General features: G+C 41.6%; 16 protein-coding genes. 13 read left to right on the top strand and 3 right to left on the bottom strand.

Annotated elements, in window-relative coordinates:
• Positions 1–1,056 carry a strictosidine synthase family protein gene (locus AO498_RS04375; RefSeq protein WP_067544159.1) on the top strand — a complete coding sequence of 352 codons (1,056 nt, stop codon included), beginning with the start codon at positions 1–3 and terminating at the stop codon, positions 1,054–1,056.
• Here the strand turns inward: AO498_RS04375 and AO498_RS04370 are convergent.
• Positions 1,053–1,922 carry an AraC family transcriptional regulator gene (locus AO498_RS04370; RefSeq protein WP_067544157.1) on the bottom strand — a complete coding sequence of 290 codons (870 nt, stop codon included), beginning with the start codon at positions 1,920–1,922 and terminating at the stop codon, positions 1,053–1,055. The genes AO498_RS04375 and AO498_RS04370 overlap by 4 nt on opposite strands.
• 174 nt (positions 1,923–2,096) lie before the next feature.
• Between AO498_RS04370 and AO498_RS04365 the strand changes: the two genes are divergently transcribed.
• From AO498_RS04365 to AO498_RS04350, 4 genes are all read left to right on the top strand, one after another.
• Positions 2,097–2,987, top strand: a complete 891-nt coding sequence (locus AO498_RS04365; protein ID WP_067544155.1) for a dihydrodipicolinate synthase family protein — start codon at positions 2,097–2,099, stop codon at positions 2,985–2,987.
• A gap of 104 nt (positions 2,988–3,091) precedes the next feature.
• Positions 3,092–4,537 (top strand): aldehyde dehydrogenase (NADP(+)), encoded by a 1,446-nt coding sequence (locus tag AO498_RS04360; RefSeq protein WP_067544153.1) that lies wholly within the window; start codon positions 3,092–3,094, stop codon positions 4,535–4,537.
• Positions 4,538–4,664: 127 nt separating this feature from the next.
• Positions 4,665–5,669 (top strand): 4-hydroxyproline epimerase, encoded by a 1,005-nt coding sequence (locus AO498_RS04355; protein ID WP_067544151.1) that lies wholly within the window; start codon positions 4,665–4,667, stop codon positions 5,667–5,669.
• Positions 5,670–5,766: 97 nt separating this feature from the next.
• On the top strand, positions 5,767–7,014 hold the full coding sequence (locus AO498_RS04350) for an NAD(P)/FAD-dependent oxidoreductase (protein ID WP_067544149.1): 1,248 nt from the start codon (positions 5,767–5,769) through the stop codon (positions 7,012–7,014).
• Between the two features lie 13 nt (positions 7,015–7,027).
• Here AO498_RS04350 and AO498_RS04345 read toward each other — a convergent pair whose 3' ends face one another.
• Complete coding sequence (locus tag AO498_RS04345; protein ID WP_067544146.1) at positions 7,028–8,944, bottom strand: glycoside hydrolase family 127 protein; 1,917 nt, start codon at positions 8,942–8,944, stop codon at positions 7,028–7,030.
• A 206-nt stretch (positions 8,945–9,150) separates the two neighbouring features.
• On the opposite strand from AO498_RS04345, the gene AO498_RS04340 reads away from it, so the two are divergent.
• The 8 genes from AO498_RS04340 to AO498_RS04305 all read left to right on the top strand — a co-directional run bounded on the left by AO498_RS04340 (position 9,151) and on the right by AO498_RS04305 (position 16,063).
• On the top strand, positions 9,151–9,981 hold the full coding sequence (locus AO498_RS04340) for an SGNH/GDSL hydrolase family protein (protein WP_067544144.1): 831 nt from the start codon (positions 9,151–9,153) through the stop codon (positions 9,979–9,981).
• 186 nt (positions 9,982–10,167) lie between these two features.
• Positions 10,168–10,818, top strand: coding sequence for a hypothetical protein (locus AO498_RS04335; protein ID WP_067544142.1), 651 nt, complete (start codon positions 10,168–10,170; stop codon positions 10,816–10,818).
• A gap of 303 nt (positions 10,819–11,121) precedes the next feature.
• Positions 11,122–12,459 (top strand): site-specific integrase, encoded by a 1,338-nt coding sequence (locus tag AO498_RS04330; protein WP_067544140.1) that lies wholly within the window; start codon positions 11,122–11,124, stop codon positions 12,457–12,459.
• Position 12,460: 1 nt separating this feature from the next.
• On the top strand, positions 12,461–13,237 hold the full coding sequence (locus AO498_RS04325; RefSeq protein WP_067544138.1) for a hypothetical protein: 777 nt from the start codon (positions 12,461–12,463) through the stop codon (positions 13,235–13,237).
• 86 nt (positions 13,238–13,323) lie between these two features.
• Positions 13,324–13,614, top strand: coding sequence for a helix-turn-helix domain-containing protein (locus AO498_RS04320; RefSeq protein ID WP_067544136.1), 291 nt, complete (start codon positions 13,324–13,326; stop codon positions 13,612–13,614).
• 5 nt (positions 13,615–13,619) lie between these two features.
• Positions 13,620–14,705, top strand: a complete 1,086-nt coding sequence (locus AO498_RS04315) for an AAA family ATPase (protein ID WP_067544134.1) — start codon at positions 13,620–13,622, stop codon at positions 14,703–14,705.
• A gap of 81 nt (positions 14,706–14,786) precedes the next feature.
• Entirely contained in the window at positions 14,787–15,656 is an 870-nt protein-coding gene (locus AO498_RS04310; RefSeq protein ID WP_067544133.1) for a BT4734/BF3469 family protein, read from the top strand.
• Between the two features lie 68 nt (positions 15,657–15,724).
• On the top strand, positions 15,725–16,063 hold the full coding sequence (locus AO498_RS04305) for a hypothetical protein (RefSeq protein WP_067544131.1): 339 nt from the start codon (positions 15,725–15,727) through the stop codon (positions 16,061–16,063).
• Here the strand turns inward: AO498_RS04305 and AO498_RS17375 are convergent.
• Entirely contained in the window at positions 16,060–16,221 is a 162-nt protein-coding gene (locus tag AO498_RS17375) for a DUF6804 family protein (RefSeq protein WP_335339821.1), read from the bottom strand. The two genes, AO498_RS04305 and AO498_RS17375, sit on opposite strands and share 4 nt — an antisense overlap.
• Between the last annotated feature and the right edge of the window lie 3 nt (positions 16,222–16,224).

Below are 16,224 nucleotides of genomic sequence, written 5' to 3'. Positions count from 1 at the left end.
ATGCTTAGAAAAATCAGTTTGTTTATCGGCATTCCTCTCTTGGTCCTTTTACTGTTTGTGCTTTACACATTTTGGAGTACCGGGTTTTTCAAAACCATAACTCCGGAAAACAACTTTGGCCCCATCTATCAAACCATTGACCTGCCAGGGGTCGAGGATATGGCTATTTCCCGAACGGATAGCTTTATGATCCTTTCAGTAGATGATCGAGCCAAGAGAAGAAGTGGATCATCAGGACTTCATGGACTTTATTGGGTAGATCTACGTCATGAACCTTTTACTCCTCAGCCTATCAACCTACCTAGTGATCTGGAGCTATATCCGCATGGCATAAGTCTTATCCAAACAGGACCAAACCAACATCAGTTAGCGGTCATCAATCATGTAAATGGGAATCATTCCATCGAACTCTTCACCATCCAAAACGATACCGTTCGATACAGTAAATCGCTACAGGATCCCAATTTGATCTCTCCAAATGATTTGGTTTGGATCGATGGAGAACGGTTTTATTATTCAAATGACCATGGTTCGCGAAGCAAGTGGGGAATTTTTTCAGAAAATTACCTTGGCGTAGCCAAAGCCAATGTAGGCTATTTCGATGGTGAAAATTTCCGAATTGTGGCAGAAGGTATGGCTTATCCAAATGGACTGGTAGTCGATCAAACTAGGAAAAATCTTTTGGTGGCGTCTTCGAGAAAATTCCTGATTCGTGTCTTTGAAATTCAGGAAAACGGAGACTTAGTCTTGCTGGAAGATGTCCCGACTGATACTGGAGTAGATAATTTGGAGCTAGATGAAGACGGATCTATTTGGTCTGGTGCACATCCAGACTTAATGACTTTTTCGGCCTATGCTGCAGGTAAAAAACCAAAAGCTCCCTCAGAAATCATTCAACTCTACATTTCTGATCAAAAACTCAAACAAGAAACAGTTTGGAAGGACCCTGGAGAAGAGATGTCGGCAAGTTCCGTTGCGATTCCATTTGGAGATTACCTTTTCCTGGGAAATGTGATGGATTCGAAAATGCTCATTCTGAAAAAAGGAAGCAACTAAGCCCGGATAGCTCTCCATTCTTTTGGAGTGATTCCACATATTTTCTTAAAACTCCGATTGAAATAGGCTAAGTTTTCGAATCCCACCCGAAAAGCTATTTCAGAAATAGAGGCATCATTTTCTTGTAGGAGTTTTTGGGCTTCATTGATTCGAAGCTGGATGAGGTATGCCGTGAAGGTTTTGCGCGTACGGAGCTTAAAAAAACGACAAAATGCTTCCTTGGAAAGATTGGCTACGGCGGCAGTTTCTTCCAGCGTGATCTTTTCAAACCGATGAACCAACAAGTATTGCATCACCTGATCCATTCGGCTACCATCCTTTTCGGAAAGTCCACGCACTAGCCCAGAGGTGGATAATTGTTCCAAATCCTCTCCCGACTGCTCGACCAGAGTCAACAATTGAATGGCCAATTGAAACCTGCCAAGCCCTTCACTTTTTCCAAATTGCTCCACTAATCCTCGGATTTGGGAGGAGGTTTCTCCATGTATTCGGAAACAAAGCCCTGCATATCCTTTAAATTTTTTCAAGGCCTGCAACTCATCCAAATCCTCCAGCGCTTTTCCCAAAGCCTGAAAATCAAAAAAAATAGTGTTTCCAGCGGACTGGAAATCAGTGGACTTTTCAAAGTACTCTGGATCACTTCGAAACACATGGGGCGCATTTTCCCCCAAAAAAAACACATCCCCAGGTTGAAATCGACCCACATAATCTCCACTCAACAGCTGCCCTTTCCCTTCCAAAATCACCGTCAACTGCAACTGCGGATGCTGGTGGAGTTTGTCATAAAAATGCGGCCCCCGATCTTCTTGGTAGCGAACAAACTCTCGCTGTGACTTGGGAACTTGAAAGGAAATTACCTTTGCCATGCCTTTATAATATCAAATTGAGTAAAAATAGCTCCAAAAATTTCTAAACAGATCAATATTGTATCAAAATGGACTAATCCAGTGAAAATAAACCGTGAAAACCTCCAGTACTTTTGAAGTCATAAGCAAGTGTTTAACCATCTCGGTTTTTACTGGGATTTAACTGATGACATCATGAATTGGAAAGGCGTATTCCCCGCGGTCACGACCAAATTTCACGCAGACGGAATTCTGGATATGGATTTGTTTTTTAAAAATCTCGACTTCCAATTGGAAAGTGGAGTACACGGAATCATCCTCGGAGGCACCTTGGGTGAAAGCTCCGTTCTTTCCCAAGAGGAAAAAATCACCCTGACCGGTGAAACCGTAAAATACATCAACGGACGAGTTCCAGTAATCCTCAACATTGCCGAAGGTGCAACTCAAGATGCCTTATTTTGGGCTAAAAAAGCGGAAGAACTTGGCGCTTCTGGATTGATGATTTTGCCTCCGATGCGTTATGCAGCGGATGCTCGCGAAGTGGTGACCTATTTCAAAACTGTCGCCAATTCGACCAAACTTCCGATGATGATCTATAACAATCCGGTGGATTACAAGACTTTGGTGACCATCGATATGTTTGGGGAATTAGCAGCATGTGAAAACATTCAAGCCATCAAAGAATCCACTCGGGATATTTCAAATGTAACTCGAATGATCAACCGATTTGGAGATCGATTCCAAATTTTGTGCGGTGTGGATACTTTAGCCATGGAAGAACTCCTTATGGGAGCGGTCGGCTGGGTAGCGGGCTTAGTCTGTGCATTTCCAAAAGAGACCGTTGCTGTCTATAACCTAGTTCAAGAAGGGAAAATCGAAGAAGCAAGAGAAATTTACCGTTGGTTCTTGCCTCTGCTGGAGCTCGACATTCACCCCAAATTGGTCCAATACATCAAGCTTGCCGAGCAGCATTGTGGTATTGGTTCTGAGCACGTTCGTGCCCCTCGATTGACTTTGATCGGCGAGGAAAGAGAAAGAATTGAGAAGATTATTACCGAAGGCTTGGCAAAAAGGCCGAAATTGTGATGAAGCTTGAAGACAGGAGACTGAAGACGTAAGTGCTCTTTGGTCTCCCGTCATCGGTCTTCCAGCATAGTTCACATTTCTAGTTTTACAATCCTACAATTCCCATGAACCTCGACAACCTTTTCAGTGCCGCCCAAGAAGCCTTTCTTTTCTACAAAAATCTTTCTGGAAAAGAAAAGGGAGCCTTTTTAGAAACACTCGCTGAAACCTTAGAAGCGCATCGATCTGAGATAGTGCCTTTGGCTGTCCAAGAATCCAACTTGCCAGAGGGCCGGATCAATGGTGAACTGGGAAGAACAACAGGACAAATCCGGCTTTTCGCCAATTTGGTGAAAGAAGGTTCTTGGGTAGAAGCGACCATCGATCCGGCAATGCCTGACCGAACCCCTTTACCACGAGCAGACATTCGAAGATTTTTGACCCCGCTTGGTCCAGTAGTTGTTTTTGGAGCTAGCAATTTTCCATTGGCTTTTTCCACTGCTGGAGGGGATACGATCTCTGCTTTGGCTGCAGGCTGTCCCGTGATTTACAAAGCACACCCTGCCCATCCTCAGACTTCCAAAAAAGTAGCCGATTGCATTCATGAAGCTATTCTGAAGTGTGGACTTCCCTCCGCCCTTTTTACCCATGTGGAAGGAGGAATTGCTGAGGGTCAGGCCTTGGTCAAGCACCCGATGGCAAAAGCGGTAGCTTTCACTGGTTCTCATGTGGGAGGTATGGCCTTGTTTAACCTGGCAAACCAGCGGGAAGAACCCATTCCGGTGTATGCCGAAATGGGATCTGTGAATCCGATCTTCTGCTTTCCAAACAAACTTGATAAAGAAAATGATGCTTTAGCCAAGGCGTTTATCGCATCGCTTACATTGGGAGTGGGACAGTTTTGCACCAATCCAGGACTCATTTTCGTCCCAGAAAAGCAAGCCAAAGCCTTTGAAACAGCCATTGTCGCAGAATTGAAAGATATTGCTGCAGCACCAATGCTTCATCCGGGGATAGCGCAAGCCTACTACGATTCCATCCAATTTTTGGAATCCAGGGAGGAATTACGTTGGGTAAAAGTCTCCGACCCAAAGCACCTGATCAATGGAAGTACCGCACTTGCTGAAATCAAAGCTTCCGATTGGTTGAAGGACAAATTATTCCAAAAAGAAGTGTTTGGAGCATTTGCTATGATGGTGGTGTACCAAAGTGAAGAGGAGCTATTGGAAATCGCCAAGCACCTCCACGGACAATTAACCATCACCATTTGGGCAGATGCGGAGGAACTTCAAAATCAGCTTTTCCTACTCAATTTGTTGGAGGAAAAATGTGGACGACTACTCTTCAAAGGAGTACCAACAGGCGTTGAAGTGGGCTATGCCATGCAGCATGGAGGACCTTTTCCTTCAACCACGGCTCCTAATAGCACTTCAGTCGGAGCTCATGCCATCAAGCGATTTGCCCGTCCGATTGCCTTTCAAGATATGCCTCAGGACTTACTCCCAGACGCCTTGAAAGACAATAATGTGCTAGATATTTGGCGGATGGTGAATGGAAAATGGGAAAAATGATTTACGATTTACCACTGTCGGAAAAGTTAGCTGTGATAAATCTCAGTCGATGCTTTGTAATCAGTAACTATTGACCTCCTTTCCTAATCTTTAAATTTTCAAATATTTCAATCTTTCAATCAAATAAATGCCTTCTCGCCATACTTTCTCTTGCATCGACGCTCATACTTGCGGCAATCCTGTTCGGGTAGTTTCCGGTGGTGTTCCTTTTTTGAAAGGAAATACCATGTTGGAAAAGCGACAGTATTTCATGGAAAATCTGGACTGGATTCGTACTGGGTTGATGTTTGAGCCACGAGGACATGATATGATGTCGGGCTCCATGCTATTTCCTCCGCATGATCCCGAAAATGACTTCGCCATTCTTTTCATTGAAACTTCAGGATGTCTTCCTATGTGCGGCCATGGTACCATTGGGACGATCACCATCGCCATTGAAGAAGGCCTGATTCATCCTAAGACTCCGGGATTTCTACGAATGGAAGCTCCTGCTGGCTTAGTCTTGGTCGAATACAAACAAGAAGGAAAAAAAGTTAAGTCGGTCAAACTAACCAATGTCAAAAGCTACTTGGCTGCCGAAAATCTAGAAATTGAAATTGAGGAACTTGGCAAATTGACCGTCGATGTCGCCTATGGAGGAAACTTCTATTGCATCGTGGATCCTCAGGAAAATTTCCCGGGTTTGGAACATTTCAAAGCCGAGCAATTGATTTCGATGGCGAGAAATCTCCGCAATAAAATGAATGAACGATACGATTTTGTTCATCCGGAACACGACCGAATCCGCGGGCTTTCTCATGTGATGTGGACTGGAAAAACGTTGGATGAAAGCAGCACTGCCAGAAATGCAGTTTTCTACGGAGACAAGGCCATTGACCGATCTCCTTGCGGCACGGGTACCTCTGCTAGAATGGCTCAGTGGTTTGCCAAAGGTTGGTTGAAACCAGGCGATGAATTCATTCACGAAAGCTTTATCGGCTCCAAGTTTATCGGCAGGATTGAGGAAGTGGCAGAAATTGCCGGCCAACCAGCCATCGTTCCCAGCATTGAAGGCTGGGCAAAAGTCTATGGATATAACACTATTATTCTAGACGATGATGATCCATACGTCCATGGATTTCAGGTCATTTAATATACACTAGACCTTTGACACAAGTATCAAGAAAAATCGATCAGGGAAATTTTGATCTATTTCTTGATACTGAAATCTTGATACTTGATACCAAGCCATGAAACCAACACTTATTATCGGCGGCGGCATCGTCGGATTATTTTCTGCTTATTTTCTTCAAAAAGAAGGCATTGAAGTCACTGTCATAGATCGGACAGACCTTCAGGACAATTGCTCCACGGGAAATGCCGGGATGATTGTTCCTAGTCATATCATTCCTTTGGCAGCTCCCGGAATGGTGACGAAAGGTATTGCGTGGATGTTTTCATCAAAAAGTCCTTTCTATATCCATCCCCGACTGGATTATAAACTCCTGCAATGGTGTTTGCTTTTTTTCCGTTCCGCTAATGAAAAGCAGGTAGCAAAAGCTATCCCCTATTTGAAAAACCTAAGTTTACTCTCCAAAGCACTTTACCTGGATTTCAAAGCAGAGCACCCAGAGGCTGCTTTGGCGCTTCAGGAAAAAGGCTTGATGATGGCCTATCAGACGGAAGGCGTCGAAAAAGAGGAAATTGAATTTGCCCACCTCGCTCGAAAATACGGCTTGGAAGCTGAAATTTTAACACCTGAAGATATCCGTAAAGTAGAGCCAAATCTTGAGCTGAAGGCAAGAGGAGCGGTACTTTTCCCGGGAGATGCCCATTTGGATCCTGGGGCACTTTATGGATTTTTGAAAAAATACCTGGAAGAAAAAGGCGTTCAATTCTTATCCAAAACCCAAGTGTTGGGATTTGAAAAGTCAGGGTCAAAAATTGAAGCGGTCCTCACCGATCAAGGGAAAATCGAGGCAGAAAAAATTGTGCTTTGTGGTGGCTCTTGGTCTGGAGAATTGGCAAAACAACTTGGTTTTACCCTTCCAATGATGGGTGGGAAAGGCTATTCGTTTATTCAAAAAAACCAGCCTGAAATCAAGCAAGCAACCATCCTCACGGAGCAAAAGGTGGCGGTTAGCCCCTATGGAGAAACAGTCCGATTTGGGGGTACACTTGAAATCGCGGGAACCAATCAAAAAGTGGATATGCGCCGCGTTCAAGGAATTTTTGAATCGATCAATCGCTACTACCCCTCTTTTGAGACCAAGTTCCCGGAAGAAAATCAAATTTGGAAAGGCCTTCGGCCTTGCTCTCCAGACGGACTGCCTTACATTGGATTTGCCCCAACTTATTCAAATGTCCTCGTCGGAAGTGGCCACTCCATGATGGGAATTTCCTTGGCCCCAGCAACAGGTAAACTGCTAGCGGAACTCCATCAGCAAAAGGATACTACCATGGAGATTGCGGGTTTTGAAGTAGGAAGATTTGCCTGATACTTACGTGGAATTATTCTTTGGGAATCCAAACCTGCATTTCATTAGAACCCCGGTTTGCCCAAGTGTAATAAGGAATGGCTAACACGGATTTCGCTTCTCCTGCTTTATTTCCAGAAAATCGAACTGCCAAAACGCGTTCATCCAGAACCTTAAATTCCTCCAGTTGGTAATTTGGGATTTGGGAGACGGTCAGATCTAAAACAGTTCCATCATTATCTGTCCCTTCTACGCAATACACCAAAGGCCCTCGCTGGATTGCAATTCGACCAGTATTTGCAGCAACTTCAGGCCTGGATTGCAATTCTCGGATCGGCATTGGAAGCATGTAAGTAATCTGATCGCCTTTTTTCCAAGTTTGAGAAAGAACCGCATACCCATTTTCCATCTTAAACTTGGCCTCTTTTCCATTTACCTGAATGGAGAAATTAGATTTTTCACCGGGTACAAAAGAATAAAGATTCCCCGGAACTGGATTTTCCATGGCCCAACCTGGAACCCGCAAATGAAAATCAAATTCAAGCTCTTCTTCTGGGTCAACCTGAACGAGAACCTTGCCTTCCCAAGGAAACTCAGTTTGAATTGAAACGGGGACCTGTTTTCCTTTTAGGGTAAAAGAAGTTGTATTTCCGATGAAGAGATTCAGCCAAATCCCATCCTCGGTTTTCGCATAAATGTAATCCCCCACAGCCGCGACTAATCGAGAAATATTAGACGGACAACAGGCGGTTCCAAACCACTCTTTTCGACTATGCTGCCCACTGGAAGCTAGGGGATTTCCATAGAAAAACCGATCTCCACTCAAACTCAATCCATCCAAAGCACCATTATATAAACTCCGCTCCAAGACATCAATATATTGCGAATTTCCTTCCAGGAGGTTCATTCGCTGATTCCAAAAAACCATCCCCACAGAGGCGCAGGTTTCACTATAGGCATTCTCATTGGGCAAATCAAAATCCACTGAAAACCCTTCATTACTTCCCGATGAACCGATTCCACCTGTGACATACATATTTCGATGGACCACATCTTCCCACACCGTCTTCATGGCGTTCATGTAGCCTAAATCACCATTGGCCACAGCGACATCCGCAGCACCGGTGTAGAGGTACATTGCACGAACAGCATGCCCGGTGATTTCTTTCTGATCTTTCACAGGAACAGCATCCTGCGCATATTTTGGCCCCCATTCTTGTTTATCCCAAATCGCACCCCGACCATGGCCTCTGCCTCGCTGGTCCAAAAACCAATCCGCCAACTCAAGGTATCGCGTGGTGCCTGTGGCTTTGTAGAGTTTGACTAAAGCTAATTCGATTTCTTCATGACCCGTTACCCAGGGTTTATTGGCTTGACGAAATTCCTGATCGATGTGATCGGCCATTTTGGTAGCCACATCAAGAAGGGTACGCTTTCTAGTAGTTTGATAGTAGGCCACGCCTGCCTCCATCAGGTGGCCCGCACAGTACGCCTCGTGCTTTTCCATATCCGTCCAGCGATTTTCCAGACCGGTTAAGGAGTAATACGTATTGATATAGCCATCGGGCTCTTGGGCTGCCGCGATTTTTGCGATCCATTCATCCGCCTTATGTTCCAAAGCAGTGTCAGGATGAGTTTGCAGGGAATACGCAATCGCTTCTAATGCCTTGTACACATCGCTATCATCGTAATAAATCCCTTCGTGGGGTTCACCCTGCTTTCGAGCTACTTTTTCAAAGTTTCTTATTCGACCGGTATTGATCTCCGTTTGAAAAATAGAAGCAGGAAGAGCAGATTTTGCCACTTTTTCCAATTTAGGCTTCCAAAAATCATCGGTGATCTGAATAGCAGAAAAAGGATGAGCTTCCAATTTCTTTTGAGCCGGTACTTGGACTTTTTCTTGACAAGAAAAAACTCCGATTAGTAAATAGGCCAGAAGGGATTTCTTCATGATTTTGGGTTTTGATAAAAATAGAAAATCTACGCTGGTTTTGACTATATCTGGATCCGCAACTTAGGTAGGTATTTTGAGAAAGGGCAGGATGGCCTCATTCAAAAAAGCCGCTATCTTTTTCGGGACTCCTATTACCTCATCCTGAAATCCAATATGGAAAGAAGAAATACCTTCTATTTATATTTTGAAAAAGTGTTAAAACCATGAAAAAGCCTATTTTACTCCTTTCATTCTTTTTGATCCTCTTTGCCTTTAAACCCAAACCGATCACATGGGTAGCAATCGGGGATTCGATCACCTATTTGAATGATCACCCAGAGGAAACTGGAAACCGAATCACAAAAGGATATTTAACACTGGTCAAGGAAAATTTCCCAGATATCGAGGTAGTCAACAAAGGCTACAATGGGTGGACTGCGGTAAGAATCGCTGAAGAATTTCAAAAACTGGATATCCCCAAAGCAGAGGTGTATAGTATTTTTCTTGGGACCAATGATTGGTGGAGAGGGAATCCTTTGGGGACCCCGGATGATTACCTCCAAAATACCGGGAGCGGTACCGTTTTAGGGTCATTTCGTCTGATCGTAGATCAGATCAAACAGCTTAATCCTTCCGCAAAGATCATTTTGATTACGCCGATGCAACGCGTGGACTTTGTCTACATCAACAATCCAAAAAATAATGCCTATGGATCCTACCGATCTAAAAATGGGCAAAGTCTAGCGGATTTTGCAGAGGCATTGGTCGATATTGGAAGGCAAGAGAATTTTGACACAGTCGATCTCTACCATTTAAAAGGGCTATCTCATAAAGACTTGGTGAAATTCAAACGATTAAAAAATCCAGGTACAGGCGAATATCAAAACTATTCCTACCCAGATTTTATAGACATTCCTTTTGATCCGGAAAATGATGACTATCCCTATCCGCTGGAGTCAATTGGAATGACCTATGATGGACTTCACCCTTCCGATAAGGGATATAGATTAATTGGAAAGACCCTAGAAAAGATTTTTAGAAATCTCCGAGAATGAAGAGTTTTTCAATTTTTAAGCCGGAATAGCAAAAAATGAAATAGATGAGTAGGAGGAATTAGGAAGCGAACAATAGGGTACAATATGAAACATCCTGTATCGCTTCACATTGTACGCAAAAAGGCTTTTCATTAGTAACCGCGGGTCCCAAATTGGATTAAAGTTTTCACCGAAACCTTAATTCAAATGGACCTTCTCAAAACCTACTTCAAGAATTCCAGACTGCTCAGGATTCAAGCTTATCAACTCAATTTCCTATCTAGTCTGGCTTTTTTGCTTTTCATTTCGTTTTCGTGTGTTGGCCCTGAAGGTCCAGCAGGACCAGCTGGTCCGGTCGGAGCCACCGGTGCTACCGGTGCAACGGGAGCTACTGGTCCAGCAGGTGCACCAGGATCAACTTTTAAAATCATTAATTTCAATACCGTACCCAATCAATGGGAGGAATCTGGGACCGAGGGTCAGCCATTCTACTACCATTATTATAGACATGCAGTCCCAGATATTACCACCAGTATTGTTAATACAGGGGCTGTTTTTGCCTATGCACTTTGGGATGAGTTGCCGACCTGGACTCCACTGCCTCTCACGCTTAACCTAGGGCCTGATTACATTTCTTCCATGAGCTTTTTGTATAGTGCTACCAGCGCTCAAACACCATTAAATTTTCAAATCACCACCTTCGATTCCGATAATTTGGTTCCATCACTATCAGGTGGGAATTATGCAATTCGCGTAGTTATTTTCTCTGGAGGTATCCCCGGGGGCCGAGTCAATCTGGACCAATTGAAAAAAATGAGTTGGGAAGAGATGGAGGAATTTTTAAGCACTTTGGAATAGGGATTATACGATTCCAAAAACCCAAGAAGAATTTACTTTTCCCTAATTTTATTGCTATAATCTGTTTTTCATAAAAATGGCCCAATTGAATGGGCCATTTTTTTTGTAGTCCCGTCGGGGCTAAATACATTTTAATCCCATCTTACCACACCTCACAAAAAATAGACCTCCATCGCTCATAAATAAATGATTTTACTTAAAACGATAAAAATAGAATAGAACAAATTAAGGAAAAGTGTCCCCCATTATGTCCCCCAATTAACTTTTTCATATTTTTAGGCATCCAATCAAAAGACAGTCATCATGGCAAAGTTTAATTTTTACCTAAGGGAGAAGGGTAAGGACGGAGAAACACCAATCATTCTTTTTATCAGTTTCAATTCCTCCCGCTTAAAATACCCCACCAGAAAAGTAATCCATCCAAAGTTTTGGAATGAGTCCGAGCAATTAGCAAGACAAGTCAAAGACTTTCCACTTGCCAAGGAATTAAATTCCTATCTGAGATTCATTAAAGGGACAGCCGAAAAGGTAATAGAATCACTTTACAATGAATTACAAAGACCTCCTTCAATTGAGGAGCTTAAAAAAAGATTGGACGAAGTCTTAAATCCATCTGAGACAATAAGCAAGGAAGAAAACAGACCTCCCACATTTTTGGAACTGTTTAAACGATTTATCAAAGAGTCAGTGGAAGGGACTAGACTTACTACAAATGGAAAGCGATTTGATAAAAGGACTATTTTTAAATACAATACAGTTTACAATATCCTTGAAAACTTTGGCAAGACCTACCAACTAACCTTTGAAACCATCGACAAAAACTTTTACACCAAGTTTGTGGAATCCCTTAACAAAGAGCAGACTATTAAAAACGGATCAGGGAAAAAGGAGATAGTCAAAAAAAGTTATGCTCTTAATACCGTCGGGAAGTATGTACAAGTCCTTAAAACCTTCCTTACCTATGCCACCGAAAATGGATACAATTCCAATTTGTTTTTCAAGTCTAAGCAATTTAAAGCCCACAAAGTCCCAGGATTTTCAATCTATCTAACTGAATCAGAGATTGAGGACCTATACAATTTTGATTTATCTGAGACACCGTATTTAGAGCGTGTCAGGGACTTATTTATTGTCGGATGCTGGACAGGACTGAGATTTGAAGACTTTACTTCAATAAAGCCTGAAAATATTCAAGGAAACTTCCTTCACATCAAAACCTCCAAGACAGGCGAATCAGTAGTAATTCCGATTCATCACTACATCCGAAAAATAATGGCAAAGTATGAAGACAGATATCCTAACAGTCTTCCCCCTTCTATCAGTAACCAAAAAATGAATGATTACCTAAAGGAAATAGCTAAACGAGTTGATTCTCTCAAAATTCCCATCGAAGTAGAGGGAATCAAAGGAGGTCTAAAAGTTACCTCCACTAAGTATAAATGGGAATTAGTCACTACTCACACCGCCCGAAGATCCTTTGCGACCAATGTCTATAAAAGTGGATTCCCTGCAATCAGTCTTATGAAAATCACAGGACATAGAACAGAGAAATCTTTTTTGCTTTACATCAAAGTCACTCCGGAAGAAAATGCAAAATTGCTATTAGAGCATTGGAATAAGTCAGTTTTAAAAGTTAGTTAACATGGAAGAGCCTACCTACGACACGTTTAATTTTGATCATTGGATAAATGGTTATGATGAGCCGAGTTTCCCATCTTGGAAACTTTCAATGAATGAATCTGGAAGACTTCAAGAAAATCCTATATATCGACAAATTATTGATGCTAAAAATTTAGTATTTGATTCGTATTTAGAGATTGAGTTAAACTCCAAAATAAATGAATTAGCCAGAGTTTTATCAGAATTAATCGCCAAGGATCAAATTCAGTTTATTAAAGCTGAAATCGAAAATGCCAAGTCTATCTGTTTTAAGTACCCTTTCCAAAATCTAATTACTAGGACTCACCCAGAAAAGTTAACTAATATCAATGGCCCATTCTATCTTGAGCTAATCAATAACAGAGATTATATCGCCCGGTCAAAATTCAGAAAAAAAATAAATGACTTTCACCAATCAGTCGTATTTTTCCTTTACATGAGACGTTGTGAGGATATATTAAATGGTTTATCTAACCCAGCGGTAACTGAAAAATTAGAAAATCTTCCGCATAAACTCTGCCTTTTGTATGACTTAGGAATTCTTGATCTCTTAGAGGATAGGTTTTCAAATAAATCCTACAATGGGAAGGCTAGGGAAACAGATACAGCTCGCCTAATTGCTACCTTATTTGAAATAGAAAAGCATGAGAATGTTCGATTAGCCTTAAAAAATAAAGATTTTTTGACTGGAAAGGCAAAGTCGAACGCATCACAAACGCTAAGAAACCATGGGCTAGAGCCAAAGATTTTTATTGATTAATCAAATTTAATTAAGTTGGGGAATCCCCGAAAATTCCCCGCTTTTCACTTTTTCAAATTTGTCCAAGACATTAAAAAAATGGAAAAATGGACAATCTAATTCTCACCACTCACACTACTGAGGAACTGGCTGGATTAATCAGTCATGCAGTACAGGAAGCTATCAAGAACAGTATTTCTGTCATCGCCTCAATACCACCGAGCGAAATGCTTTTAACTCGAAAAGAAACCGCCGACAAGCTAAAAATCTCTCTAGTCACCCTGAATGACTGGACTAAGCGGGGAATGATCCAATCCTACATCATAGGTGGTCGTGTTCTCTACAAAGAGAGCGAAATCGAAAAATCATTACACCAAGTCAAAACAGTTAAATATTGATCACGATGACCCAAAAAAAACATTGGGAGTCAGTCGGTTCATGTCCAACTAACTCCCCAGCCGCTAAAGGTATCCAATCAATAGCAGATTCCCAAAATACACAAATTGACGTTAAAATCCCAGAAAACTCAAGCCTAAATGATCAAACTGTGTCAACAAATAATTCTTCGATTTCAAGGTTTAAAACCGCTCGGGAATTGTTTGAAAATGACATTATAGAACTCCCATGCTTGATTCATCCTATAATCCAAAAAATGGGGCTAATGGCTCTTGCAGGATCTTCTGATACAGGAAAAAGCACTTTGCTTAGACAACTTGCACTGGATGTGATTTGCGGAAATAGTCAATTTATAGGTTTTGACATCACGGCGACTCACCAAAGAGTAATCATAGTATCGACTGAAGACGATGCGCTAAGTATATCATCGTTAATCAAAAAACAAGCAGTTGGGATTCCTCCAGAAAAATTAGAGAATCTGGTTTTTCTCTTTGATGATGAAAACCTACTTGAAAATTTGGAAAAGGAAATCTCTACATACCCTGTTGATTTGGTCATCATAGACTGCTTTTCCGATGCATTTGGTCAAGAACTGAAGGATACTCATAGAATTCGAAACTACTTGAATGATTTTCAAAGGCTAGCTAATAGACATCAATGCCTATTTATCTACCTACATCATACAGGAAAGCGGACCGAAGATCTGGAGCCAAGTAAAAACAACCTTCTAAGCGGACAAGGTTTTGAAGCAAAAATGCGACTGGTCATAGAATTAAGAAAAGACCGGGCAAATCCAAACCTAAGGCATTTTTGCATAGTCAAAGGGAATTACCTTCCTAATCATTTAAAGTCTGAAAGCATAGAGCTTGAATTCGACCAAGGCTCCTTTCGGTTCAAACCCACTGGTAAAAGAATCCCATTTTCGGATTTAGTGAAAAAAGGCATTGATGAGGATTTAAAAGCCAAATTCTTATTAGCAAAAAAATTGGAGGCAGAAGGAAAATCTCAGGAAGAGATAGCTCCCATAGTCGGATATTCAGGGAAAGGGTCTGTTTCAAAATTATTAAAGAGTGGAAGAGAAAAAGGCTGGTAGGTATCCATTGGAAACCCAGGAAACTTGATTGAAACCTAGGTTTCCAAGTTTCCCTGCCTTAGGATAAAGAAACTGGAAACCATGAATAAATCTGTTTTAGACGTTGAGGTGAGTTGCTTTGCCAACTATTGGGAAACAAAAAATGCACGACCTGTGAATTTAATTACCTGGTTAACCTCTGAAAAATTTAGAGCAAAAGTTGAAGAAATCCGCAACACAGAATGCAAATCAAAGCGGGATGAGTTAAAAGGAACTCTTCCCGCAATTACTCCAAGCGGAAAATTTTCAAAACGCTGCGAATCTGGTTTAATCAAACACTCTGGTTTTATTCAGATCGATTTGGATAGACAGGATAACCTCCACATTAGTAATTGGTATGATTTGAAAATAGAATTGATGAAACTGCCCGAAATAGCCTATTTAGGAAAATCAGTTTCAGGTACCGGGTATTGGGGACTAATTCCAATTCCAGCTGACCCTGAAGGGCACAAATTCTACTTTGACGCACTAGAAGAAATCTTCTTTAGAAATTGGGGGATAAAACTGGATAAGAAACCCAAAAATATTGCATCACTCAGGGGGTATTCTTATGACAATGAAGCCCATTTTAACCATCAGGCTAAAACCTTTCTAAAGAAGAAACCTCCTATAAAAATCCCTCCACCAATCTTCAAAATAAAAAGAAATAACGGATCAGGTTTGGAGGATTGGGTAATCAATAAACTTGAATCCTCCCAACCCGGAGAATTTCACTCCCAAAGACTAAAAGTTGGTAGAATAGCGGGAGGACTTGTTGCAGCAGGAAGGCTTGACGGAGGAATTCTTAACCAATTAATTGAAAACTACTTGAACAATTTCAGCACCATAGATGACAAGAGTGTTCAAAAGAAAGAAATCAAAGCTTTGAGAGATGGATTTGAAAATGGATTAAGATCACCCCTATACGATTGAAAAATCAAAGTGAATATATTTATGACCTAACCCATCCGCAGAACCACTAAATCAATATTATATAGACTATGAAAATAAATCTCCAGCACATTGAAGCAGGTATCCGGTATTTCTTAACCGAGGGCAATGAAGAGTTGACTCCAGGGGAGAAGTTCGTTCTAATACTTACTTCAAGGTTGCTGGAGCAACAACAGGTAATCTCAAAGCAGGAGGTATGCGATAACAATCAAGCCAGGGAAGCTACAACTTATGGTTTTCTAAAATCCCTTGAGAATAAGGGATTTATCAGCTCAAACAGGTCAAATCAATACTACTCTAAGTCTTTTGTATCCCTAACAGAGAAGGGTCTTCTATTCAAGTCTAGATTGTCCAAATATATTTCTGACACAGGGAGAAATACGATTTAATTAGCCTTAATGCGAGGTTTTGCCCAAATAGAAATCAAGAGTCCAATACCAACAACAACATCAACTATATTCCAGATATCCCGACCTAAGGAGATCTTGAGCAAGGGTTGAAATAAGATGGCTAGAGCAGCGCAGAGTACAACTCTTAAATAACCAATAGC

This window comes from Algoriphagus sanaruensis (assembly GCF_001593605.1).
In the GTDB taxonomy this organism is placed as follows: domain Bacteria; phylum Bacteroidota; class Bacteroidia; order Cytophagales; family Cyclobacteriaceae; genus Algoriphagus; species Algoriphagus sanaruensis.
Note: the sequence above shows the minus strand (reverse complement) of the source record. Positions and strands in the feature narration are given on the sequence as shown.

Bases quoted from the DNA above. Each gene is read 5' to 3' on its own strand.
- AO498_RS04310 (WP_067544133.1), top strand. From the start codon at position 14,787: ATGAATAAATCTGTTTTAGACGTTGAGGTGAGTTGCTTTGCCAACTAT.
- AO498_RS04305 (WP_067544131.1), top strand. From the start codon at position 15,725: ATGAAAATAAATCTCCAGCACATTGAAGCAGGTATCCGGTATTTCTTA.
- AO498_RS04360 (WP_067544153.1), top strand. From the start codon at position 3,092: ATGAACCTCGACAACCTTTTCAGTGCCGCCCAAGAAGCCTTTCTTTTC.
- AO498_RS04365 (WP_067544155.1), top strand. From the start codon at position 2,097: ATGAATTGGAAAGGCGTATTCCCCGCGGTCACGACCAAATTTCACGCA.
- AO498_RS04370 (WP_067544157.1), bottom strand. From the start codon at position 1,922: ATGGCAAAGGTAATTTCCTTTCAAGTTCCCAAGTCACAGCGAGAGTTT.
- AO498_RS04335 (WP_067544142.1), top strand. From the start codon at position 10,168: ATGGACCTTCTCAAAACCTACTTCAAGAATTCCAGACTGCTCAGGATT.
- AO498_RS04355 (WP_067544151.1), top strand. From the start codon at position 4,665: ATGCCTTCTCGCCATACTTTCTCTTGCATCGACGCTCATACTTGCGGC.
- AO498_RS04350 (WP_067544149.1), top strand. From the start codon at position 5,767: ATGAAACCAACACTTATTATCGGCGGCGGCATCGTCGGATTATTTTCT.
- AO498_RS04340 (WP_067544144.1), top strand. From the start codon at position 9,151: ATGAAAAAGCCTATTTTACTCCTTTCATTCTTTTTGATCCTCTTTGCC.
- AO498_RS04320 (WP_067544136.1), top strand. From the start codon at position 13,324: ATGGACAATCTAATTCTCACCACTCACACTACTGAGGAACTGGCTGGA.
- AO498_RS04315 (WP_067544134.1), top strand. From the start codon at position 13,620: ATGACCCAAAAAAAACATTGGGAGTCAGTCGGTTCATGTCCAACTAAC.
- AO498_RS04325 (WP_067544138.1), top strand. From the start codon at position 12,461: ATGGAAGAGCCTACCTACGACACGTTTAATTTTGATCATTGGATAAAT.
- AO498_RS04330 (WP_067544140.1), top strand. From the start codon at position 11,122: ATGGCAAAGTTTAATTTTTACCTAAGGGAGAAGGGTAAGGACGGAGAA.
- AO498_RS04375 (WP_067544159.1), top strand. From the start codon at position 1: ATGCTTAGAAAAATCAGTTTGTTTATCGGCATTCCTCTCTTGGTCCTT.
- AO498_RS04345 (WP_067544146.1), bottom strand. From the start codon at position 8,944: ATGAAGAAATCCCTTCTGGCCTATTTACTAATCGGAGTTTTTTCTTGT.